Source organism: Temperatibacter marinus, from assembly GCF_031598375.1.
Lineage (GTDB): Bacteria > Pseudomonadota > Alphaproteobacteria > Sphingomonadales > Kordiimonadaceae > Temperatibacter > Temperatibacter marinus.
Window position 1 is genome coordinate 1477626 of record NZ_CP123872.1, and the last position, 22413, is coordinate 1500038.

Here is a 22413-nt window from a genome sequence, read left to right on the forward strand (position 1 = left end):
ATAAAGGAAAGCGACCAAAGTCAGTCGCTTTCTTTGAGTTTGCGTGAATATAGAATGTATTTAAGGGATACTCTTCACGGGCGGTGGAAAAGATGGCGGCGCTCTAAAATGGAAGCTTTAGGCGACACGTCTACGTCTGGTAAGCAGTAGTTTGCTCTGCGACGATCAGGCTGTATCATTAAAGTTAGATATCGCCCCAAAGAGGATTGTTAAAGCTTCCCTGTCTTCTAAGGAAATTTCAGGACGCCAAATTTCAAAAAGCAAAATTGTACGATCAGCTGTGCCGCGATTCCATGCTTCATGCTCAATACTATCGTCAAAAAAGAACATTTTTCCAGTTTCCCAACTCCGGGTTTCAGCACCAACTCTTAGTGCACAGCCTTCTGGAACAATCAGAGGCAAGTGACAGATCAAGCGTGTATTCAGCGCCCCGTGGTGGGGCTTAATATGCGTGTCAGGCTTTAGCCGTGAGAAGAGTGCCATCGGTGCACGGTCTGTGATTAAGGGCATGTCCACAGCTTCCAGCGCCTTCATCGCACTTGGTACTTTGTCTGCAAGAGCATCCTGTCTTTCGCCGCTTTTCCATAAATATCCAGCCCCCCAACTTGGATCGTCGAGGAGAGGGTTATTGGGTGAGGGACGTCCAGGTTGCCCTTGAACATAGGGCTCAAAGCTATTTGCGTTTCCAATGATATCAGATAACTCATCAACGATGGCCTCCGTATAACTTTCTACTTCTTCTACCCAGTCAAATTCTTTGCGTTCAAACCAGGCTCTATGCGGAAGGCCAGGAAAGAAAAACATATTGGGTTGCTGAAGGAAAAGTTCGCTTTGGCCTGTTAAAAGAGTAAAGGCTTCCTGAACCTGGGGGCTTGTTTTTGCGAGGTCTATTCCTGATTTTGAGAGGTGATCCAAAACATGATTGCTGTAAACATCTTTGCCTTCTTTTAGATAGTCCTGTGCACGGCTTATCCAGTTGATAACAGCTTGAGGAGGATTAGGCATTTGAGCAACAGTACCAAGACCTAGCTGATAAAATGATTCTGCCGCGCGGCGGTCATCTTGTTTACGCTTGAGTTCAGCCAGTGCTGAGATGGCCCCGAGATCGCTCCTTTGCTCTTTTAAGCGGTGCATTAAAGCATCTTCTTCTTCGATATGATGGCCGCTACTATTACACAGTTTGGCTATAACCATCCAAGGAGGAGTTCCGCCAAATGCGGCAAGGTCCTTCGCAAGCGAAAGTGCTTCCCTTCCAGCTCCTTTGTTCAGACAATTTTGCAGTTCCTGTTGAATAGATTGGTGCGACACAAAAATCTTCTTTCTCTTTTAACCTGTTTTATAGCCTGACAGGCATCATCAATGGACCAGCCAGTCTTAATCAACAGAACTGCGAGTGTCTAGTCTAAAGACTGCCCTAATGTCATGAGACGGGGAGGTGGCTGCTTAAAATGAGCTGGTTAGGCGGCAGCGGTACCCAAGCTGAAATACAGCATCAATTTTGGGGTGTTTTAGAGAGAATACATTGGTGATTTAGGAGGTTCCGAAGGGCGTTGTGGAAGATAGTACTTGATTAATCGTGCCTCAGAAGGCATATTTAGTACGAAACGTACTAAATTGGAGTCAGGAAGTGAATGGACAGAAAATTTCAGATTTGGGGTATGGTATTCTGGGTCTGTTGGCGAATAATCCCATGTCTGGTTATGCGGTCAGGCAGCTATTCGCCACAACAGCGCTGAGTGTTTATTCCAGTAGTCCCGGTAGTATTTATCCGGCGTTAAATAAACTGCAACGCCTGGGCATGATCCATCAGGTGCCGCAACCTGATAGTGCTTCTAATAATAAGAAAATGTATGTTTTGACCGAAAAAGGAGAGCAGGCTCTCATGGATTGGTTTGCCTTTCCACAGCTTGAATCTCATGAAATTGGAAAATGTTTGCAAAGCCTCATGCTGAGATTTTCCATGATGGGACGCCATGTCACTCAAGCTCATTTGAAGGATTTCTTAAAAAAGATGATTGATCATTTGACGCACTGGCATGGTTTTCTTGAAACAAGTCATCAGGCTATGGGACCTGAGGTTCATTTTACAGGCCGATATGCATTAAAAGCAGGCGTTATGCAAGCCGCCAGTGACTTGGAGTGGGCGCGATCAACGCTTGCCGATTTATACAAACAATAAGAAAAGGAAATTGAAAATGACAGCAATAAAAATAGTAAAAATGTGTGGAGCCATCCTAGGGTTGACCGGTGTCCATATTATCGCCGTTAGTGTGAGTGGCTTGATCTTCGGGGTTGCTGATCCGTCGGCAGGCAGTGACGCCGCTTCGACGGACGCAGCAGACCAAGCCTCGGCAGTGGGTTTGTTGGCCCTGATGTGCCTGTTGAATGTCTTAATCTTGATTGGACTAGCAAAAGCTTCGATAGTACGGGGGCTAAAGCTGAGTGGGTGGCTCTTTATACTCTACTTTATGGTTGCGCCTGTTATGTCGCTCATGGAAGCCGTCTTTTTTGATATAGGCACTGATGCATCAACAGCTCTGACTCTGATATTGATGCAGGGGGTTAGCATTGCGGTTGTCGTTTCTTTTGTCCCCTTGTTAACCGGTCATCTCACTCATTCGGATGTTGATCCAAAGGCCTCGGTCCCACTTTATACAAGTACTCACTCTCTTTCTATGAAGGGCAGACTCCAATATTTTATGATGGGGTCGATACTCTATCTGGTTATATACTGGATGTTTGGATATTATGTGGCGTGGCAAAGTCCAGAGGTGCGAGCCTTTTACGGTGCTGACAGTCTTCTGCCTTTCTTTGATCATCTGGAGATGACCTTGCGGGAAGGGCCTGGTCTTCTTGCTTTCCAATTGTTACGAGGATTGGTTTGGATGGGCCTGGCTTTTTTGATTGTACGCAAGATAAATACACCGCGTCTTATGAGTTCTATCCTTGTGGGAGCAACGTTTGCGCTTTTGATGGGAACTGGCCTGATTATGCCAAACCCGTACATGCCTGAAGCAGTGAGAATGGTACATTTGGTAGAAGTTCTGAGCTCAAACTTCTTATACGGCTTCTTGGTCAGCTGGTTATGGCTTTCTAAAAGCGTGGTGAAAGAGGGCGCTACCCGGACTGAGGCTGTTTCCTCTTAAAATCATCAGTAGGGGGTTAGAGAGGGGAAACTCTCTAACTGCCTACGAGGGTTTAAAGCGTTGGACTTAAACACTCAATAGCTGTGAAGAAAAAGGGTCAATCTGGGAGAATTTAATTCCTATTGTTCCCAGAAGGCATTCGCTTTATGATAGGATATTATGAATCTAGATATACAACTTAATCCAGATCTAGCAGATATCCAATCTGAAGACTTAAAGGATTTTTATGAAAGATGGCTTGCGTTGAAAGATCAGTGCGGCGGTTATCCTCAGCGTGCAAATCTAGATCCTAACCTTTTTATATCTCACTTGCCTTGGGTCGCCCTGAATGCTTATGACCCTGAATTGGACCAATTCCGCGTCAGAATTTTTGGCACCGCTTATGTTGAAGCTGTGGGCAGGGATCCAACAGGGCAGATTGTTCAATCACCAGGGTTGATCAAAAAGTTTAAAGAAGTTGTCAGAACTGGATCGCCCTATTTATCACTGCACAATCAGCTTGTATGGGCAGACCGTGAATTTCGCTATTACAATGTACTCGGTGTTCCTTTCTTCACGGAAGACAAATGCGTCAGTCATATTTTCTTTCGGGTAGAATTTTCGGCGACATAAGTTTGAGCACTCATGACGCAACTTAGGCGTCATTTTTTGGCGGCGCATTTCTTGTTAAAATAAACAGAGATACGAGACTTAATGTCACTCCTTGTATGAGTAGGACATGAGAGGGTACATCCAGAAGTATGCTGATGATGAAGGTTGCAAAAATGGCAATCATTGCAGAGACTTTGCCATATAAACTGATGCTTTTATTTTCTCTCCAGTTTTGAATAATAGGCCCAAAAATTCTGTGGGCAAGCATCCAGTCATGTAATGGTTTTGAGGAACGGGCAAAGAGATAGGCGCTGAGGAGAAAAAAGGGCGTGGCAGGTAAGAGCGGTAAAAGAATGCCAGCTAAACCAAGGCCCAAAGAGAGCAATCCTAACGTGACAAAGAAAATTTTCATACTTTTCCCTATACGCTGTTTTATGATGTTTTGCTAGAGGTAGGTTTTCCTATAAACAAGCTAGGATATCGTCCATCGCTTGTTCCTTTTTGCTCGCCGGGGCAGAGGGAGCTAATTTGCTAGAATTTTCAGAGAGGCTGTCTGTAGTTGGCTTGTTGAAAGATGCCTTTTCTTGATCAGTAAGATGGCGATAAATTTCCATTAAGAGATCTTGCATCACGATTGGTTTAGAGGCGTAGCCGGTTAACCCGTTCTTAAGGTAATATTCGCGGTCCCCAGCCATTGCATTGGCTGTCAGGGCTATGATAGGAATGTTTGCTGCTTTTTCATCAGGTGACTGGCGAAGTTTCTGTGTGGCCTCTAAACCATCCATTTCAGGCATCTGAATATCCATTAATATGAGATCGTAAACATTGCCCTGCTCAAGTTTCTCAAGGACTTCAAGGCCGTTACCAGCCAGATCAATTTCTCGAATGTGATTTTCTAAAATTTTGCAGATCACAGTCTGATTGACCAAATTATCCTCGGCAATTAAAAGTGAGATATCCATAAAGGCCGGTAGATTTTCTAAGTGGTCTTCCCCTTGTAGGGTGATAATTTTATCTTTCTCACTGAGTGTATAGGGAATTTCAAAGCTAAACTCACTCCCTTGGCCTTCCTTGCTTTTGACATCAATGTGCCCGCCCATCAATTCTGTCAATTGATGGCAGATTGCCAGGCCCAGCCCTGTCCCGCCATATTGACGTGTGGTAGAGCTATCAGCTTGTGTAAATTTCTCAAAGAGCGACTCAAGTTTGTCTTTTGGGATTCCTATGCCCGTATCAGCGACAGAGAAAATAAGGTGACCGGCTTGGTTTCCAGCTCTTGCTTGAACAATATTAATTTTTATGGACCCGGAATGGGTAAATTTGCTGGCATTATTGATCAAATTTGTAAGCAATTGTCTGATGCGTGTCGGATCTGAGTGGATGAATTGTGGCACAGTCTGATCTATTGAAACTGAAAAATGCAGGCCCTTCATTTCGATTTTAGGACGCCAGAGCGTTTCCACTTGAGTTAGCAAATGATGGAGGTCAAACCCAATTAGCTCTAAATCCAAATGGCCAGCTTCAATTTTTGAGAGGTCTAAAATGTCATTGAGAAGTTCAAGCAGCATAGCGCCTGAATCAGCAATTGTGAGGATATTTTCTCTGAGATGCTTCTCTATTTTTGAATTTAAGAGCATAGACGTCATCCCCAAGATGCCATTCAAAGGGGTGCGAAGTTCATGACTCATCGTTGCAAGAAATTCAGACTTAGCTCGATTGGCTTCATTGGCCAAGTCCCTAGCATGACCAATTTCTTCACTAATTCTTGCAAGCTCTGCACCCTGTGCTTCTAAAGCATCTTGTGTGAACTGAAGGTCAGATACATAATTTTTAAATTCATCTAATTGGGTGTTGATAGACCTACAGTGAGCTTGGATTTTTTCAGCCGGTGTAAAGCATAAGATTGCCGTCTCCTCATTGCAAGAATAGGTTACAGAGACAGCCACTGCCTGACCATCTCGCCTTTTCAGGGCTTCTTGGCCAATAGGGCCAAAGAGAGAAGGCAGATCATCAAAAGAGTGAAAGCCATTTTTTTTAAACAAGAGGTTAGCGAGCGGGAGAGTCATCAAATACTCGACCTCTTCATAGCCCACTAAGTGACCCATAATTTGATTGGCATATAAAATTTGACCCGCAGTATTTATTTGGAGAACTGCAGTCGGTATAAGGTCTAGAGAAAGAGGTGCATCAGCTGCCATGTCCTCTGGTTCGCCTTCCTAATATTCCGCCCCCAAAGCGCATATTATGAGACCACATTCCACTAAGAAAATGTGCGTTTGTCAAATATTTTTTGCATAGACATTACAATGGGGTTTTAAAGAACTGAAGGGTTGTCTGACCCGGGGTCCCAGTCATAAGGATCATAGGGCAAAGGGATGATGACGGTGGCCTTGGTTCCTACGCCTTCCTCGCTCTGCAAAATGAAGTCTCCATCAAGGAGTTGGGTGAATTTATTCACGATGGATAAGCCGAGTCCTGATCCTTCCTGTGTGCGCGAATAGCTGCGTTCTATCTGGGTGAAAGGCTCCATTATTGATTTCATTTTATCTGCAGGGATACCGTAGCCTTCGTCTTCAATGATCAGTTCTAGATGGTTGTTTTTCTGAGAAAGGGAGATGCTAATTCTACGGCCTTCTTCGCAGAATTTTATTGAGTTTGATATGAGGTTCAATCCAATCTGCTTCAGGACGCGGTAATCTGAAATGATCAGAAAACCCTCATTGGCCACATGAATGTCTAAATTTTTATTCTTGATATGGATATGCTGAAATTGGATCAAATCCTCAACAAGATCGGCCGTATCAAAGCGATTGTAATCAATAATGACTTTACCGGCTTCAATTTTAGAGAGATCCAGAATGTCATTGATGAGATCAAGAAGGTGTTGGCCGCTATGGAGGATATATTGTTGATATTCGTCCTGCTTATCTAAATTATCTCTGGCATAATCTGTTCGCAGCATTTCTGCAAAACCAATAACGGCATTGAGTGGGGTGCGTAACTCATGGCTCATGGTCGATAGGAATTGTGATTTGGCATGATTAGCTTCTTCAGCCCTGACAGCGAGATGTTCGATTTCCTGTAATTTGTCGATGAGATCATTTTCAGCTGTCTTGCGGCGTTCTATTTCTTCACTGAGGTGTTTGATATCTGGCAACCATGTTGAAAGGCCGTAACCGATACTCAGAATGGCAGGCGCGTAAATGGCCACAAGCAGAATGTCATCAATGTTAAAGTGACCAACAGCAAGATCATTGAGAAAGGCACCGTATGTGGTTTCTTCAGCAAAATCTAGAAACCCTCCTAAAGCTAGGTATATAGAACCGATTTGCATGAAGCCATAGCCTGAATTTTCTTTCAGATCTTTGGCTCCGTTTTGATGCAGCATGATAGGCACCATAAGAAGCGCGATAAAAAGATAAAAGCTTGGAGCTGTAAATGTTTCAGATAGGAAAGCCACGATGCCTCACATGTCTTTAATTCTAACTTTGTAAATCATGCCACAGCTGACTTGTAATCCCAACTTATTGCGCTTAACTGGGCGCATTCTTAGCGAAATAGAAAGAGAGACAGCGAGCCAGAAGTAAAATTTATGGCCGTCTTCTTAAGGGGCTTTTCAAAGCAAAGGGAAATGTAGGGGCCGGATGATAATTATGAGCGCTGCCTATTGCACAATTTAGATGGGGTTATTATAAAGATGTTAAAAATATAATTAAGCTCTTTATTTCTAAAATGAAAGCGCTATCATGCAGGGTATGCCTACTTAGTAGGTGTTTTCAGAAAGTTTGAAGATTGGGAAAATCAGGAGGAAGTATTGGCTTTAGGGGATAATAAAAAAGTACGCATGGGGATGGTTGGCGGCGGCCAAGGCGCCTTCATTGGTGAAGTGCATCGTTTAGCTGCGGCTCTTGATGGGAAAATTGATCTCGTTTGTGGCGCTTTTAGTCGGGATATGGAAAATACCAAAGCCACAGGTGCTCTTCTCAATATTGACGACAATAGACTGTATGCCAGCTTTGACGAGATGATGACGGCAGAGGCAGCGATGCCAGCTGAGGAGCGCATGGAATTTGTTGCAATCGTCACGCCCAATCATATGCATTTCCCAGTGGCAGCGGCAGCGCTTAAAGCGGGTTTTGCTGTTCTCTGTGATAAACCTGCGACCTTGACACTCGCAGAAGCAGAAGAATTGGAAGTTATTATTGACGAGACCCATGGACTGTTCGGTCTCACCCATACATATCTGGGCTATCCTATGGTCTCACAAGCCAGAGATATGGTAGCAAAGGGTGAAATTGGGGCTGTTAGGAAAGTTTATGTTGAATATCATCAAGGATGGCTCGCTGGCGAGCAAGACAATAAGCAAGCGGCTTGGCGTACCAATCCAAAAACATCAGGCATCAGTGGCTGTATGGGCGATATTGGAACTCATGCACATAACCTAGCAGAATATATTACAGATAGCCTTGTGGTCGAACTAGCCTCAGAGTTAACAGCTTTTGTGGCGGGCCGGCAATTGGACGATGACGGTGCTGCTTTGCTCAGATTTGATAATGGGTCTACGGGGGTATTATCTGCAAGCCAAGTTTGTGTAGGGGAAGAAAATGGCCTCAGTATACGTGTTTATGGCGACAAGGGTGGAATGCAGTGGAGACAGCAAGAACCTAATAGTCTCCGCGTGACAAGAATTGATGCGCCTGAACAGCTTTATCGGGCTGGAACAGATCATCTTACTGACGCTGCCTCTAGACGTTGTAGAACGCCTGCAGGGCACCCTGAAGGCTATTTAGAAGCTTTTGCAAATCTTTACATTGATTTTGCTGCAGCGATTAAGGCAGGAGAAAAGAAAAAGGCTACAGGTGTCCCTGGCATCAAGGAAGGTGTGCGCGGTATGGCCTTTATCGAAGCAATTGTTGATAGTTCAAATAATAACAGTCGCTGGACAAAAATATAAGGAGAAGGCAATGACCAAAATAAAAGGACCTGCTTTATTCTTAGCTCAATTTATGAGCGATGAAGCTCCTTTCAATTCACTGAAGTCCATTTGCGAGTGGGCAGCGTCTCTTGGATATAAGGGCGTGCAAATTCCGACATGGGATGCACGGTGCATGGATTTGGAGCGTGCCGCCTCTGATCTCACTTACTGTAAAGAAATCGAATCTATTGTTCATGGTGCAGGCTTAGAAATCACAGAACTTTCTACTCATCTGCAAGGTCAGCTTGTGGCAGTTCATCCTGCCTACGATGCGGCCTTTGATGGCTTTGCACCAGACCATCTGCACGGTGACCCAGATGCCCGCACGAAGTGGGCAGTTGATCAGATGATGCTTGCTGCAAAAGCAAGTAAGAATTTTGGGCTTACAAATCATGTGACTTTCTCAGGTGCGTTAATGTGGCATATGGTCTATCCGTGGCCGCAGCGTCCAGCAGGTCTTGTTGAGCAAGGCTTTGAAGAGCTCGCCAATCGATGGCTGCCTATTCTTGATGCCTTTGATGCGGTCAATGTGAATGTTTGCTATGAAATTCATCCCGGTGAAGACCTTCATGACGGGGCTACGTTTGAATTGTTCTTAGACGCTGTTGATAATCACCCTCGGGCGAATATCCTTTATGATCCAAGCCACTTCTTATTACAGCAATTGGATTATCTTGCTTTCATTGATCGTTATCACGAGCGGATAAAAATGTTCCACGTCAAGGATGCTGAATTTGTGCCTGATGCCAGAACAGGGGTCTATGGGGGATATCAGTCATGGCAAGAACGCGCGGGCCGTTTTAGAAGTTTGGGGGACGGTCAAGTCGATTTCAAAGGTATTTTTACCCGTCTAGCAAAATATGGTTTTGAGGGCTGGGCTGTCGTTGAGTGGGAATGTTGCTTCAAGCACCCGGAAGATGGTGCGAAAGAAGGGGCTGTTTTTGTGAGCGATCATATGATCCGTATGACAGAAAAAGCATTTGATGATTTTGCTGGTGGCGAATTAGATCAGGAGCTCAACAAAAAAATATTAGGCCTGTAACCCTTGTAGACTCGTTTTGGTTTACCCTCAAAATGTCGAATATGGAGCAGGTCATAGGCGTTTTAGAAAAGAGAGGGACAGATTGATGCTGAAAGTTTCTAATCACCTAAGACAGGTGACTTTTCTGTTAAGCTTGGCTTGTCTTTCTAGTGTCGTGGGGAATAGCAGTGAGTTTGGAGCCGAACAGCCTGCTCCTCTTTCACTCTTATTAAAAACTGATCTGTCGCTTCAAATATTGTCTGAGGTCTGTACAGGAAAGCCAATCGACGAATTTGAAATTAGACGCTCAAAGCCGATTTTGGCTATGCTCACTCATTTTAGTCAATTCCGCGATTATTTTACTATGGATACTTATATCTTAGCACGGAAACAGGCAGCAAATTGTGAAAAATCAAGCAGAAATATCTATCGTTTTAATGAGGTGATAGATCATAAAGATAGTCTTTTGGATCAATTGAGATCCATTAAAGAGAACCAGCAGAGTTTGTCGATTAATATGACAAATATAGTGTCTCCCTATACTCCAGATGGCCTCTCTTATTCAGGAACAGCAACTGTCATGATTGGAACACCCTCTTGCGGGGGTTGGGCTAAGGGGCGAGATTTTTATTTGGATTTACCGTGTATCAAGGGAGATGAGCAAGGGATGCTCTATCTTATCGCTCACGAATCTTACCATGGCATACAGAATGAATTTTTTGCAGACCGTCCGAAGAAAGATGGCCCCGCTAAATTACTGGATGCTATTGTTCGTGAGGGCAGTGCCACAGCTATCGCAGATTTTTCTACCTTACCTGCAGGCGGTTATTACACAGACCTCAGTCAACGTATTTTGCAAAAAAATAGCCGCCGGGTGCAGTCGAATTTCGACTTGTTAGATTTGGCCATACTCTATTTAACCCGTAAAAATCAGGCGGGAGCCTATGAGAAGGTCAATTCAATAGGCCTGTCGGGCAGCTTTGATAGTCCTTTTTATTCTGTTGGCGTAACAATATTTAAAGCGGTGGATCAAAAACTGCCCCGCGCGAAGCTTCTATGTATACTTCATAGCGACCCAGCGGCTATTTTCAGTCTTTACGCATCTTTCCAGAAGCAAGATGACACATTACCACAATTGGGGCCTGCGCTGCTTGGTTATCTGTCGACTAGACCGCTGAAAATGACAGCCTGTGAGACCATAGAAAGTGACCCTTAGGAGTCATGTGCTCCTCGGTGGAAAATCTTTTTGAGCCGACTGAAAAGAATGTCACCTAGAAAAACTGTATCATCCCCGTTTGTGTTGATGAATTGTATCATGACCGTATCTGTTTCTTTGTCAAAGCGGGCAATGCTATAATATCCGAGAACCCAGCCTGTATGTTCATATTCATAAAGGGATGCATAAAGAGCTGTCTCTTCAGCCGAAAAAAATGTCCCTTCATTAAGAGCGCGAAGAAATATGCCAACATCCTCAGCTGTCGCTACGAACCCTTGATCTAGGTGTTTGAAATCTTCTTCGTAGCCAACATAATAGCCGCTCATAAGATCGTTATCGTTAACCTCATTGACGGAAAAATAGGTATTCTTTAATCCCAAGGGCGTTAGTATTTCACTCGTGATAAAGGCGTGATGACTATGTCCCAGAACATTAGACATTATGCGCGTCATTAGTAAATAATTGGTATTTGAATAGCTATAATCGGTACCGGGTTTGAAATTTCCAGGAAGGTCTAGAAATAACTTTGTAACCTCTTGATCTTTGCTGGCCCAATTAAAGTCTGGGTGATCTGTATAGTTTGGCAGACCGCTTCGATGTTGAACCATCATACGAAGGGTAATCTCATCTGCATAGTCAATCCGTGGTGCCATTTCTGGTAAATAGTCCGCAAGTGTTTTGTCTAAATTCAGTTTGCCAGAGGCAGCAAGTTTGGTAAGGGCAGATGCATTATATAGTTTTCCTATGCTCGCAATTTTGAAAAGTGCGTCAGGCCTCGCTGGAATTTTTTCGGCCCTATTATGCAAGCCGGCAGCATATTTTTCCGCGGCTTTATCCCCTTGTTGAACATAGAAGATTATACCTGCAACATTTTCTTGGGCTGCATCATCCAGTTCCTCTTGAATTGTATCGGGAAGAGGAGAGAGATATTGAAGAGCAAATTCCCACGGCGCAAAAATGTAAATGCTGCCTATTGTTACGAAGGCTGCCGCTACTCTAAGCCAAAAAACCAATATTTTATTCTTTTTCATGCTCTGTTTCATCCTCTGGATCATCCTCTGTTGCCCGACACAGTAGACGATGTTGAGTTCGTCTGTAAAGTCAGTGGTTTAAGTCGCGATTTACTCACTGGCTTGACCAGCCGCCCTATACCCTGTTAGCTTGTTTTTCTGTAGGGGAGAGCAGTATGACATCATCATCAATCAACATACCATTAACCATCATTAAAGCTTTTTCAATTTGGATCATATTCCAGATTGCATTTTATTGGGGCGGCGCAGTAGGGCCTCTCTTGCCACAGTCTATGAAAGCTATTGTTTTTGGGGGATCCCTAAGTCTATTCGTCTATTTTTTGACAAAAGTTTATTTACGGACCGATACCCTTACCATGGGGGATCTTGGGATGACATTGTCGCCAGGCTCATGGATGCGGTTTTCACTGAGTTTAGTCGTAGGTATGGCTTTCTTTGGGGCATTTTTTGTGGCTTATCTACTTTTTACACCGGTAAAAATAGTGCCCATATTAGAACCAAATTACCTCAATACGATATTCGTTTCCTTACTTTCTTTTGTGATGTTAGGTGTCATGGAAGAACTCGTCTTTAGAGGGTATTTCATGAAGAAACTTGAAACAGCGATTGGCATTCGAGGGGCGATATATTTGACTTCTATTGCTTTTGGCCTCTATCACGGGATTACTATTGATAGTATTACGGGACCAGCTATTTGGGGGTTACTCTATGCGGTATTAGCCTATTGGTCAAAAGGGCTGGCTATACCTATTGGTTTCCATATAGGAGCTAATTATATTCAGGCCCTATTTAGTCAGAAAGAGAAATGGGTTTCTGGCCTTTGGAACTTTGATGTGACTCAGCAATCTACTCTTTTTACAATCGAGCAAGTTACTCTTATGAATCAGCTAGCCCTTTTAACTTTGGCTATTTTCCTTGTGGAATATTACTTACGGAAGGTCCGGCCAAAACAAGAACAGTAAGGGACTACTCGTCGATAGACTCAATTCTGACAGAGGGTTTGCCAATCAATACAGCTTTTAGAGTGTTGTGGATGCACACGGGTAAAAAATAGACCTTTGGCAATCTACGAGGACGCAGTTCAGCGCGCGCCCTGGGAGGGATTGTATCCCGAAAAATTGTTTTTTGAATTCTGGTGCTCACCTGGGGTGCGATTACGCTGCCATCAGCTTCAACATCGAAGACTCTTGCGCTGGCATATTTTGCACTATCATCAACACTGCCGCTCTCACAAAATTGGCGGAGGCTCTCCATGTTTTCACGCTGTACAGAGATTTGCATCATCACTTTGTTGCCAATCTGTAAGTAGTCTCTATTGAGCTCTGGATTCTCTGCTAACCTATTCATCGCCTTTCTGAGTTGTGAATCTTGTTCTGTGTATTTTTTATGGGCAACATTCTTACTATACCGTCCAGATACGCCTGCTTGCACATTTTGATAATCAGCTGTTTCTAATAGCTGGATTTTTGTCAGTGCAATCAGAATTTTTTCTCTTAAAAAAGGATCTTTCAGGGATGTGCCCGCGATAGCATTTAAGGCCCTCTCAAGATATTTCTCAGCCTTATACCAATCGTTTTTATAGTTGTATTCATTCCGGTAATTTCTCATGTCGCCAGCATCCGTGAGCCCCCCATCCGTAGTGAATAGTCCTGATGATATGGAAGCTGTGGTCGCATAATTACCTGTTAAATTGTCGTAAATCATCATGTCAATGGCAACATATAAATTCGCCTTTGCGAAGAGCTCTGTCTTGTCTTTATTGTTTTGCTTCAAAACTTTGATCGCTAAATCATAATATTTCTTTGAGGGCTTCATATCTCGCTCAGCCAGTGAATAGGCTCGCGCTAATTGGAAGTAAGGCTCAAACAGCTGTAGGTGGTGTTTACCATTTTTTTTGAGTATTTTTTTTACATTAGAGTGAAACAGAGCAATCGCTTCGGTATATTTTTTATCTTCAAAATATCTCTGCCCTAATTTGCGCCTAGTTTTGAGAGTGACGTCCGCATCCTGCCCCTGTGTTTTTTCAAGAAAAGAAACCAAAAGTTTCAAAGCAACATCATGATGCCCTGCTGACTTCGCTGCGTCATAGTGACGCAGGAAAATTCGTTTCTCCTCCTCCGGTATATCAGACTGCGCTTCACCGCTGTGAGACAGTGTCATCGTTGCGCAATAGAAACTTAAAAGCCAAAAAATTTTATTCATATCACAGTCATCCTCATCCTTATCCGGAATATACAGAATTTTCCAGTGGGTTCAAAGGCCAAATGACCCCATGAAGGGGCAAGAGTGCTCCTTTAAATAGAGTCGTATTTTGAAAGCTCAGTATCAGCATATCTACTAGGGAAAGAATTGAAACTAAAGGAATGATAGTCTGTATTCAGGCGTTTACTATTGATTTGAAATAGGTATCCTTTTAAGCATAAATACAGACAATGCCTTGGTTCACTCGGATTGATGATATAACGATGTCATCAGTATCGTGTTAGTGAAGGATTGCAGGAAGTTTACTCGCAACATTGCGTTGTGAAGATAAAAAGGGTGTGGAGGTGTTTGATGGAGCAGTTTGAATTATTGATACCATTTGTTGGTATCATTTACGCACTTAGTGCAACTGATTTACTCGTCAGTGCACACCGTATCATAATAGAACGAAAGCATGTTAAAGTAGACATTGTCCCAATTCTATGGGCTGTTATTGCTTTTCTTTTCATGATCAATGCATGGTGGCAATTCTTTGAGGTTAATGCCAATATTGAGTTAAAGAATGCTGGTCAGCTTTTTATACTGAGTCTGCTCCCTATGACGGTCTTTATGATTTCGGCCTTTTCGCTGCCCCATACCATTAAGAGCAATTTGTCGATGTGGGACTATTATGATTGTAATAAGTATCCCTTATTTTTGTCCCATATTGCATATCTTGTGGTAATTCCTTTGATCATGTGGACTTTTACAGACATGATTAATCTTGAGGTCATTATTAGAAATCTTGCCTTTATCGCTGTTTTTGTTTCTTTGATGTTGATTAAGAATTGGGCTTGGCATTTTGTGATTGCACTGGTCTTTATGGTTATCATTTTATATTCAACTTTCCAACAGACTCTGGGCTAGTAAATGCATTCTTATTATTCGCCTGAAAAATATTCTTTCAGAGCTGGGTAGACTTTATGTCACCTAAAGCCTGAACAAATATCTGTCTTCCTCCAGACCGCTTCATTCTGATTGAAAATAAGAGCCATTCAATTTCATAAAAAGCATGCTCGGCAGCAAAAATGATGAGAAGTATACTTGTCATATAATAGCGTTCATTACTGCGAAATTACTGAACATAAATAATATTAACTATGTTTTCTCTGAGGAATATATTACTCTGCTGGCTAGGGGAAAATATATTAGGGAGGTCGCTGTGTCACAGAATGCATCACCTGTATCAACATTACTTGACATCATTACATCACCGCATCAGGCGGTAAAAAATATCCAAGGCAATAACAAATGGATGTGGCTACCGCTTATACTACTTCTTGGCGTGAACTCAGCCGTGCTCGCATATTATTATCAGATAATAGATATAGATTGGATGTTTGATCAAATATCAGCTTCCTCCCCAGAACCTCTGCCTGAACAGGCAAGAGGCTTTATGACAAGGGGGGCTATGACCACGACTAGTGTGTTAGGCGTGATGATTATGATCCCTCTGTTTATGGCCTTGTATGCATTTTATTTAAATATGTTCGATAAGTTTACGGCTAAAGGCGATCATGGATTTGGCTCATGGTTCTCTGTTTCTGTGTGGTCTTCTTTCCCAAGCATCATTATGCCCCTTGCCTCATTGATTGTTTTGCTAACCACATCTAGCGATCAAATTACAATGGATGAAATGAATTTCATGACCGCTAATGCATTGATTACACACTATCCAATTGGTGATCCTGCTGCCGGATTTATGTCTGCTCTAAGCCCTTTCTTGTTTTGGTCCCTTTGGCTGCTCGCATTAAATGTATCGCACAAGACTAATCGTTCAATGAGCAAATCTCTAGTTATTGCGGCCATACCGTATGTCATTATTTATGGCATTTGGGGTGCGATGGTTTTGGGGTGATAAGATGAAAAAATTTATTATAGTTATAGCTATTATCACTGTCGTGGTCATCATGGCAGTCTTTTCAAAAAAATCATCTTCTGAAGGTCAAGAGATGATGATTGAAAAGGTAGAACGAGGGCGGGTGGCTGCCAGCGTTTTAGCTTCTGGCACATTAAATTTCCGCGAGATTATTAATCTGCGTACAGAGGTGACTGGAAAGATTAGTGAAATTCATGTTGAGGAAGGCGCTGTAGTAAAGAAAGGCAATACGCTTTTAGTGATCAGCGCGGAACAATTTGAAGCAGATCTAAAGCGACAAGAGGCAATGGTTAGCATGCGCAGGATTGCTATTGAACGTCAGGAAGTCTTTTCAGAGCAATTAAAACGTAGTCTGAGGCGTCAAAAAGATTTATTCGAAACGGGTCACATTGGTAGTGATGCTATGGAAAATTACGAGCGGGATTATAAACTTTCTCGCTTGGACTTGGATAGTCGTCGCAAAGACCTTGAACAAGCGGAAGCCTTGCTCGCGCAAGCTAATGATCGGCTTAATAAAACGGTTATTCGTGCGCCGATCGATGGGATCGTGACCACATCAAATGCAAAAATTGGTGAGACTGTTGTTGCGGGAACAACTAATATTATTGGCTCCGCTTTACTTGATGTCGCTGATCCATCAGCAGTTTTAGCCGAAGTGCAAGTTGCTGAGACAGATATTTTGTCAGTCAAAATAGGTCAAAAAGCGCTGGTTACAACAGTGGCAGCCCCTGAAAACCCTATGGCTGGTGAAGTGATTAGTATCGGTACAACCGCGCGGCGTGATAGCAATCAGCAAAATTCATTCCTAGTGAAAATTCTAATAAAATCGGACAGCGGTGATTTTTCAAGGCTCGCCATTAGTTGCCGTGCAGAGATATATACAGAGGTGGCTGAAAGCGCTGTATTTGCACCGGTTGAAGCCGTCTTAAATGCCAAAAAGGACGGCCAAACTACTCAGCATGTATTTGTTGCAGTAGAGGGCAAGGTCGTTAAACGCACAGTCGAGATTGGAATTCAGACGGATAGCAAGGTTGAGATTGTATCTGGGTTAAAAGAGAATGATGATTTGATTGTCGGTCCTTACAGGAAGCTACGCACCTTACGCGAAAATTCCCTAGTTAAGCCAAGGAATGTGAACAAAGAAGATGACAATGCCTAATCATGCTTCTGTGATCACCTTAAAGCAGATAGAGCGAACCTATGAAATGGGGGATGAAATTATTCGAGCTCTTGACGGTGTCGATGTATCTATCGGTGACAATGAATATATTGCGGTCATCGGCAAGTCAGGCTCAGGTAAGTCAACCATGATGAACATTCTTGGGTGTCTGGATAGCCCAACAAAAGGTGAGTATATTTTAAACGGCCACAGAGTGCATGAATTGTCAGATAATGACTTATCAGCGGTACGAAACCGCGATATTGGTTTTATCTTTCAGAACTTTAATCTGTTGCCAAGGTCGACAGCCCTTCAAAATGTTATGCAGCCTTTGATTTATAAGGAAGTCCCTCGAGCAGAGCGACGCAATCAGGCAATGGAGGCTCTAAACCGTGTCGGCCTCGGTGAACGGCATCATCACTTGCCTAACCAATTGTCTGGGGGTCAGCGACAACGTGTGGCAATTGCGCGTGCACTTGTGACTAATCCATCTATCATACTAGCAGATGAACCGACAGGGAACTTAGATAGCAATACGACCAGTGATATTATGGCATTGTTTGACATCTTAATCGAACAGGGTCAGACAATCATTATTGTAACTCATGAAGCTGACATTGCCGCCCATTGTAAGCGGGTAATCACCATATCTGATGGAAAGATAATGAGTGATGAAAGTAAAGTGCCTTCTATTCCAGAGGGGCAGTCTTGATGATGCGTTCAGTTGAAAATTTAATTTTAGCCCTGTTAGCACTTAAGGCTAATTTACTTCGGAGTATTCTGACGACTCTAGGCATTATTGTAGGTGTTGCCAGTGTGATAATTGTTATCGCTATCATGCAGGGGTTTTCAGATAGCATTACAAAGCAATTTGAAAGTATGGGCAGTAACACATTAATTGTGGAGCCTCACTTGCCTTTTAGCGAAGTCATGAAAGGCCGACGCGCCCGTATGAAACTTTCAGATTATGAAGCCATCGAGCGCAATATAGAAGGTATCGACTCCATGATACCGATGGTCTTTAATGGGGGCGGGGCTCTCTTTTACAACGGAAAACGTGCAAATATGCAATATTATATGGGCACGAACTCGGGCTATGAAGAGTTAAATAATTTCTTTCCCGTAAATGGCCGTTTTTTCGTTGATAGTGATAGCAGCCAAAACAGGCGGGTAATTATTTTAGGCGCTGATATCAGAAAAGAGCTTGATCTGCCGGTGGATCCAAGCGGTGAGTTTGTTCAGTTAAATAACCAATGGTTTAAAGTGATTGGGGAGATGGAAAAGCGAGACGCAACGCTTGGATTTTCGCAGGATAATATGGTGATGATGCCCTTTGGTACAGCTATGCAAATGCTGGGATCACGCGCTGAGTTTTCACTACAAATGATGATTAAAACCTCTGAAACCGAGAGCATTGAACGTATTATTGACCAAATTACACTCATGCTACGTAAAAGGCATAATATTAAGGAAAATGAAGTCGATGATTTCCGAGTTCAAGCTTCTGGTCAAATGCAAGAGCAATTTGAATCTATTATGGCCACCAGTATTATGGTCGTCTCGGCCATCGTAGGGATTTCTCTAATTGTCGGAGGAATTGGCATTATGAATATTATGTTGGTCAGTGTCTCTGAGCGCACAAGAGAAATAGGTGTATGCAAAGCACTAGGGGCAACACGCGGTGATATACTCACTCAGTTTTTAGCCGAGGCTATTATTCTTTGTTTAATTGGTGGCGCGATTGGGATCGGTTTGGGATATAGTATCGCTTGGATTGCTGTTTCATTAATACCAACCCTCCCTGGGGTCTCTATTCCTTTATGGGCTATTCTTCTCAGTCTAGGATTTGCGAGTTCAGTGGGAATTATTTTTGGTATTGTACCAGCGTCTAAAGCAGCTAACCTTGATCCAATACAAGCACTCCATCATGAATAGAGTGGCGCACCCAAGAGGATGAAAATGAGAACTGGATATTGTGCATAAAATCCCACTAGTCTAGAGCGTGAGAGACTTTTAAATCTACTGCATGAATTTTAAAGATAGATTGATATCGTTTTCAGAAGGAGTGATCGATTGATAGGTTTGGTGATATAATCCGACATACCAGACTTTAAATATTTTTCTTTATCACCTGCTAAAGCGTCTGCCGTAACAGCAATGATGGGTGTATTCGAATTTAATCCACTCCCTTTTTTGATTTCTTTGGTTGCTGTAACACCGTCCATCATGGGCATATGAATATCCATCAAGATCAGATCAAATTGACTGCGTTTACATAGATCAACCGCTGCTTTACCATTATTTACCGTTGTTATCGGGATTTCATCTACCTCGAGAAATTTTTTGAGAATCATCTGGTTGATGGGATTATCTTCTACGATTAGAATACCGTCATTAGAATAGCTGAATTTCACTTCCTTAAGGCATTGAATTTCATCATTCTGATTGGTTAATTTTGAGGTAGACTCGCTTAAAGGTATTTTGATCTCAAAAGTACTGCCCTTCTTTAATGCACTCTCTATGGTGATCTCACCTTGTAATAGGGATATTAGTTTTTTTGTGATCGCGAGCCCAAGGCCTGTGCCGCCATAATTTCGAGAAATTGAAGCATCGACTTGCTTAAAAGCTTCAAAAATATGTTCTTGTTTATCTTTTGGGATGCCAATACCTGTATCGCTGATGGTAATGTTTAATATCGTTTTTCCATTTTCATTTGAAATAGAAGCATGGATATCGATATGGCCGTCTTGAGTGAATTTTACAGCGTTACCGATAATATTGATCAAAATTTGACGAAGTTTTTGCTCATCACCATCCAGGTATTGAGGGCATGACTCATCAATAGCTAAATTCAATTCAATTTTCTTTTTCATAGCTGTCGCCGTAAATAATGAGACAGTATCATTAAGTAATGCAATTATATTGAATTTTGAAATATCTAACGACATAGCCCCTTGCTCTAAGCGCGATATATCAAGCGTGTCGTTTAAAATATGCAGTAAGTGTTGAGAGGATTTTAAGGCTGTTTCTAAAAAGTCTTTTTGTTCTTCATTGAGCGGCGTTTTTAGAGCTAATTCAAGCATACCCATAATACCATTCATCGGAGTACGAATTTCATGGCTCATAGTTGCTAAAAATTGCTCTTTTACAGCGCGGGCCTCAGCCTCTTTTTTTAAAGCCTCTTTCAGGGCTATTTCTTCACTCATTTCCTTTGAAATATCAATATGGATACCAAAAATTTTAAGCGCTTTTCCCTCTTGATCTCGCTCAGTAACCATACCCTTAGCATGGATCCATTTCCAGGAGCCATCCTTACATAGCATTCTGAAGCGACCTTCATATTTATTTATGTCACCTAAAAATGCTCTATCAGCTTTTTCCAGTATTGGCTCTTTATCATCATCATGTGTGAGCTTTTCCCATGTTGCAAAACCTGAGGGGTATTCATCTTCAGCGTAACCCAGCATTGTGAACCATTCAGAACTATAAATAACATTATTATCAGGAACTGACCATTCCCAGAGGCCTACCCCAGAAGCTGCAATAGCTTCTTTCATGAAGCGTTCATTTTGACTTACTTTATTATAATCTTTACTTTTAGTCATTCAAGTTCAGCCCTGTAATGTAAGCATTTCGACTTAAATTGCTGTGTAGTATAATACATGAATGATACGTTTTTACTATTGCAAAAAGAGAGTATGGCGCACCCAAGAGGATTCGAACCTCTGGCCTCTGCCTTCGGAGGGCAGCGCTCTATCCAGCTGAGCTATGGGTGCGCGGTATCAGCTATGAAAGTGAGCGGACAATAGCTTTCTTAAGTTGTTCACGCAATAGGAATATCAACTTTTTATTTGTGACATTTTTTTATTTTAATTTTTGTTCTAAACTTTGAGTCGGTAAACCATAACGGAAGTCATTGAGAGAGAGTAAGTCAATTTTATTTTCATTTGAAAGAACAATATGAATGTCACTTGTGATTGAACTGAAAAGATCCGCAAGATCAAGTAAGACTTTTCGCTGGTTGACATTTTGGAGTTTTTCTTTCGCCAATTCTTTATTATAGCGCGTATTGTTCGCATAAAATTGAGGCTCTAGAAACTCGCGATTATTCACTCTTTCATAGAGTTTCCCTTCTGGCACATAACAGAGATAAAGAGTTGTTTTATAGGGCTGATTAAGGAGGTTTTTAAGCAGTGGATCTGACCGCAATTCTTCCACACTCATTTCTGGCCTGTTCTTAAAAGCATGAAGAGAATTATAATGAACGATCGTTACTGGTCTCTTCGTTATATTAAACGTTTTTGCTAATCGATAGGCAAAGGTCATTGCGATATCATCTGCGGTAAAGGAGGTCGATTTGGCAGACAGAATTTTAGGAACGAGCACTTGATCAATGAAAGTTGATTTTCCAGAGCAACTTACGCCAGCTATGATATAAAGATGTGTATCCATTCGTTTTATGCCTTATTAAACTTTTCTATAGCAAGAGCATATAGCTCCATATCATGGGGATTACAGTCTTTGATAAGCTGAGCAAGCGCGTTTGAGATTTCATATTCTTTTGAAGTATGCTCTTCAGCCTCCGTGGGGAGTGTCGATGATAAAGAAAGGTCAAATTGAGTGTTCAATTTTTTTATGCTCTCCTCATATTTCTCTGTCAGGCCGATAAATTCATATTCTTTTAGAGTTGTAGACTGGAGATAGCGTGATTGAATATTTCGAGCATCTGGGTGTTGAATATATTCTTCTAGAGAGAAGCCTAACTTATTCACAATAAGGGCCTCAGTCTGATTTGAATTAGGTTGGTTTTTGAGGGTGTCATAATTGGCTATGACCCGAGAGACAGGATCCCGCATAAAACTGATATAACGACAGTGATTACCTAATATTTCATATTTTCTGCGATTGAAATGACCATGGATGGCCTTGAACTTATCTAAAAATAGGGCTTTGCTTTCTTGTGTATTTTTTTGTTGCCGCTCTCTTTTCGCAAGAGAAGAGGGCCAGGTAGATCCAGTCTCATCCCCTTTATCTTCAAAAAGCGCTGCTTGAAAATGGTCTTTAAGGCCTTGCCTCACCTGTGTCCCGCTGCAGTTTTTTATATGGATAGAGATGATCACTTATTCTTCCCCTAGGATGATATAATCTTTGGCA

The 22413-nt window shown here is 42.3% G+C and carries 21 protein-coding genes and 1 tRNA gene; 12 read left to right on the plus strand and 10 right to left on the minus strand.

Annotated features, from left to right (window positions below; genetic code table 11):
* Window positions 1–165 precede the first annotated feature (165 nt).
* The gene (locus QGN29_RS06645) at window positions 166–1308 is read right to left on the minus strand and encodes an aspartyl/asparaginyl beta-hydroxylase domain-containing protein (RefSeq protein ID WP_310799915.1); all 1143 of its coding nucleotides are present in this window, start codon (window positions 1306–1308) and stop codon (window positions 166–168) included.
* A 319-nt stretch (window positions 1309–1627) separates the two neighbouring features.
* On the opposite strand from QGN29_RS06645, the gene QGN29_RS06650 reads away from it, so the two are divergent.
* The 3 genes from QGN29_RS06650 to QGN29_RS06660 all read left to right on the plus strand — a co-directional run bounded on the left by QGN29_RS06650 (window position 1628) and on the right by QGN29_RS06660 (window position 3758).
* Window positions 1628–2179: a PadR family transcriptional regulator gene (locus QGN29_RS06650; protein ID WP_310799916.1), complete on the plus strand. Its 552-nt coding sequence runs from the start codon at window positions 1628–1630 to the stop codon at window positions 2177–2179.
* 16 nt (window positions 2180–2195) lie between these two features.
* Window positions 2196–3146: a hypothetical protein gene (locus QGN29_RS06655; RefSeq protein ID WP_310799917.1), complete on the plus strand. Its 951-nt coding sequence runs from the start codon at window positions 2196–2198 to the stop codon at window positions 3144–3146.
* Between the two features lie 159 nt (window positions 3147–3305).
* Complete coding sequence (locus QGN29_RS06660) at window positions 3306–3758, plus strand: PAS domain-containing protein (RefSeq protein ID WP_310799918.1); 453 nt, start codon at window positions 3306–3308, stop codon at window positions 3756–3758.
* Between the two features lie 22 nt (window positions 3759–3780).
* On the opposite strand, the gene QGN29_RS06665 is transcribed toward QGN29_RS06660, so the two are convergent.
* The 3 genes from QGN29_RS06665 to QGN29_RS06675 all read right to left on the minus strand — a co-directional run bounded on the left by QGN29_RS06665 (window position 3781) and on the right by QGN29_RS06675 (window position 7197).
* Entirely contained in the window at window positions 3781–4149 is a 369-nt protein-coding gene (locus QGN29_RS06665; protein WP_310799919.1) for a YbaN family protein, read from the minus strand.
* A 49-nt stretch (window positions 4150–4198) separates the two neighbouring features.
* Window positions 4199–5935: an ATP-binding protein gene (locus tag QGN29_RS06670; protein WP_310799920.1), complete on the minus strand. Its 1737-nt coding sequence runs from the start codon at window positions 5933–5935 to the stop codon at window positions 4199–4201.
* A 116-nt stretch (window positions 5936–6051) separates the two neighbouring features.
* Window positions 6052–7197: a sensor histidine kinase gene (locus tag QGN29_RS06675; protein WP_310799921.1), complete on the minus strand. Its 1146-nt coding sequence runs from the start codon at window positions 7195–7197 to the stop codon at window positions 6052–6054.
* Between the two features lie 384 nt (window positions 7198–7581).
* Here QGN29_RS06675 and QGN29_RS06680 point away from each other — a divergent pair, with 384 nt between their 5' ends.
* The 3 genes from QGN29_RS06680 (at window position 7582) to QGN29_RS06690 (ending at window position 10949) form a co-directional block, all read left to right on the plus strand.
* On the plus strand, window positions 7582–8691 hold the full coding sequence (locus QGN29_RS06680) for a Gfo/Idh/MocA family protein (RefSeq protein ID WP_445800655.1): 1110 nt from the start codon (window positions 7582–7584) through the stop codon (window positions 8689–8691).
* 10 nt (window positions 8692–8701) lie between these two features.
* A complete protein-coding gene (locus QGN29_RS06685) occupies window positions 8702–9754 on the plus strand; it encodes a sugar phosphate isomerase/epimerase family protein (protein WP_310799923.1) in 1053 nt (350 codons plus the stop codon).
* An 85-nt stretch (window positions 9755–9839) separates the two neighbouring features.
* Window positions 9840–10949, plus strand: a complete 1110-nt coding sequence (locus tag QGN29_RS06690; protein WP_310799924.1) for a DUF5700 domain-containing putative Zn-dependent protease — start codon at window positions 9840–9842, stop codon at window positions 10947–10949.
* On the opposite strand, the gene QGN29_RS06695 is transcribed toward QGN29_RS06690, so the two are convergent.
* Window positions 10946–11980: a serine hydrolase domain-containing protein gene (locus QGN29_RS06695; RefSeq protein ID WP_310799925.1), complete on the minus strand. Its 1035-nt coding sequence runs from the start codon at window positions 11978–11980 to the stop codon at window positions 10946–10948. The genes QGN29_RS06690 and QGN29_RS06695 overlap by 4 nt on opposite strands.
* A 155-nt stretch (window positions 11981–12135) precedes the next feature.
* Here QGN29_RS06695 and QGN29_RS06700 point away from each other — a divergent pair, with 155 nt between their 5' ends.
* Window positions 12136–12942, plus strand: coding sequence for a CPBP family intramembrane glutamic endopeptidase (locus QGN29_RS06700; RefSeq protein ID WP_310799926.1), 807 nt, complete (start codon window positions 12136–12138; stop codon window positions 12940–12942).
* A 4-nt stretch (window positions 12943–12946) separates the two neighbouring features.
* Here QGN29_RS06700 and QGN29_RS06705 read toward each other — a convergent pair whose 3' ends face one another.
* Window positions 12947–14182: a hypothetical protein gene (locus QGN29_RS06705; RefSeq protein WP_310799927.1), complete on the minus strand. Its 1236-nt coding sequence runs from the start codon at window positions 14180–14182 to the stop codon at window positions 12947–12949.
* A gap of 351 nt (window positions 14183–14533) precedes the next feature.
* On the opposite strand from QGN29_RS06705, the gene QGN29_RS06710 reads away from it, so the two are divergent.
* The 5 genes from QGN29_RS06710 to QGN29_RS06730 all read left to right on the plus strand — a co-directional run bounded on the left by QGN29_RS06710 (window position 14534) and on the right by QGN29_RS06730 (window position 19194).
* On the plus strand, window positions 14534–15088 hold the full coding sequence (locus QGN29_RS06710) for a hypothetical protein (protein ID WP_310799928.1): 555 nt from the start codon (window positions 14534–14536) through the stop codon (window positions 15086–15088).
* A 295-nt stretch (window positions 15089–15383) separates the two neighbouring features.
* Window positions 15384–16079, plus strand: coding sequence for a YIP1 family protein (locus tag QGN29_RS06715; RefSeq protein WP_310799929.1), 696 nt, complete (start codon window positions 15384–15386; stop codon window positions 16077–16079).
* A gap of 4 nt (window positions 16080–16083) precedes the next feature.
* Window positions 16084–17259 (plus strand): efflux RND transporter periplasmic adaptor subunit, encoded by a 1176-nt coding sequence (locus tag QGN29_RS06720; RefSeq protein WP_310799930.1) that lies wholly within the window; start codon window positions 16084–16086, stop codon window positions 17257–17259.
* Window positions 17252–17971 (plus strand): ABC transporter ATP-binding protein, encoded by a 720-nt coding sequence (locus QGN29_RS06725; RefSeq protein WP_310799931.1) that lies wholly within the window; start codon window positions 17252–17254, stop codon window positions 17969–17971. Before QGN29_RS06720 ends, QGN29_RS06725 begins: the two co-directional genes overlap by 8 nt.
* Window positions 17971–19194 carry an ABC transporter permease gene (locus QGN29_RS06730; RefSeq protein ID WP_310799932.1) on the plus strand — a complete coding sequence of 408 codons (1224 nt, stop codon included), beginning with the start codon at window positions 17971–17973 and terminating at the stop codon, window positions 19192–19194. The genes QGN29_RS06725 and QGN29_RS06730 overlap by 1 nt, the downstream gene beginning before the upstream one ends.
* A 98-nt stretch (window positions 19195–19292) precedes the next feature.
* Here the strand turns inward: QGN29_RS06730 and QGN29_RS06735 are convergent, their stop codons facing one another.
* The 4 genes from QGN29_RS06735 to QGN29_RS06750 form a co-directional block, all read right to left on the minus strand.
* Window positions 19293–20864 carry a PAS domain-containing hybrid sensor histidine kinase/response regulator gene (locus QGN29_RS06735; RefSeq protein ID WP_310799933.1) on the minus strand — a complete coding sequence of 524 codons (1572 nt, stop codon included), beginning with the start codon at window positions 20862–20864 and terminating at the stop codon, window positions 19293–19295.
* A gap of 94 nt (window positions 20865–20958) precedes the next feature.
* Window positions 20959–21035, minus strand: a tRNA-Arg gene (locus tag QGN29_RS06740).
* Window positions 21036–21123: 88 nt separating this feature from the next.
* Entirely contained in the window at window positions 21124–21711 is a 588-nt protein-coding gene (locus QGN29_RS06745; protein ID WP_310799934.1) for a hypothetical protein, read from the minus strand.
* Between the two features lie 5 nt (window positions 21712–21716).
* The gene (locus QGN29_RS06750; RefSeq protein ID WP_310799935.1) at window positions 21717–22379 is read right to left on the minus strand and encodes a sulfotransferase family 2 domain-containing protein; all 663 of its coding nucleotides are present in this window, start codon (window positions 22377–22379) and stop codon (window positions 21717–21719) included.
* Between the last annotated feature and the right edge of the window lie 34 nt (window positions 22380–22413).

Bases quoted from the DNA above. Each gene is read 5' to 3' on its own strand.
- QGN29_RS06655 (WP_310799917.1), top strand. From the start codon at position 2,196: ATGACAGCAATAAAAATAGTAAAAATGTGTGGAGCCATCCTAGGGTTG.
- QGN29_RS06660 (WP_310799918.1), top strand. From the start codon at position 3,306: ATGAATCTAGATATACAACTTAATCCAGATCTAGCAGATATCCAATCT.
- QGN29_RS06665 (WP_310799919.1), bottom strand. From the start codon at position 4,149: ATGAAAATTTTCTTTGTCACGTTAGGATTGCTCTCTTTGGGCCTTGGT.
- QGN29_RS06670 (WP_310799920.1), bottom strand. From the start codon at position 5,935: ATGGCAGCTGATGCACCTCTTTCTCTAGACCTTATACCGACTGCAGTT.
- QGN29_RS06680 (WP_445800655.1), top strand. From the start codon at position 7,582: ATGGGGATGGTTGGCGGCGGCCAAGGCGCCTTCATTGGTGAAGTGCAT.
- QGN29_RS06685 (WP_310799923.1), top strand. From the start codon at position 8,702: ATGACCAAAATAAAAGGACCTGCTTTATTCTTAGCTCAATTTATGAGC.
- QGN29_RS06690 (WP_310799924.1), top strand. From the start codon at position 9,840: ATGCTGAAAGTTTCTAATCACCTAAGACAGGTGACTTTTCTGTTAAGC.
- QGN29_RS06695 (WP_310799925.1), bottom strand. From the start codon at position 11,980: ATGAAAAAGAATAAAATATTGGTTTTTTGGCTTAGAGTAGCGGCAGCC.
- QGN29_RS06700 (WP_310799926.1), top strand. From the start codon at position 12,136: ATGACATCATCATCAATCAACATACCATTAACCATCATTAAAGCTTTT.
- QGN29_RS06705 (WP_310799927.1), bottom strand. From the start codon at position 14,182: ATGAATAAAATTTTTTGGCTTTTAAGTTTCTATTGCGCAACGATGACA.
- QGN29_RS06710 (WP_310799928.1), top strand. From the start codon at position 14,534: ATGGAGCAGTTTGAATTATTGATACCATTTGTTGGTATCATTTACGCA.
- QGN29_RS06720 (WP_310799930.1), top strand. From the start codon at position 16,084: ATGAAAAAATTTATTATAGTTATAGCTATTATCACTGTCGTGGTCATC.
- QGN29_RS06725 (WP_310799931.1), top strand. From the start codon at position 17,252: ATGCCTAATCATGCTTCTGTGATCACCTTAAAGCAGATAGAGCGAACC.
- QGN29_RS06730 (WP_310799932.1), top strand. From the start codon at position 17,971: ATGATGCGTTCAGTTGAAAATTTAATTTTAGCCCTGTTAGCACTTAAG.
- QGN29_RS06735 (WP_310799933.1), bottom strand. From the start codon at position 20,864: ATGACTAAAAGTAAAGATTATAATAAAGTAAGTCAAAATGAACGCTTC.
- QGN29_RS06745 (WP_310799934.1), bottom strand. From the start codon at position 21,711: ATGGATACACATCTTTATATCATAGCTGGCGTAAGTTGCTCTGGAAAA.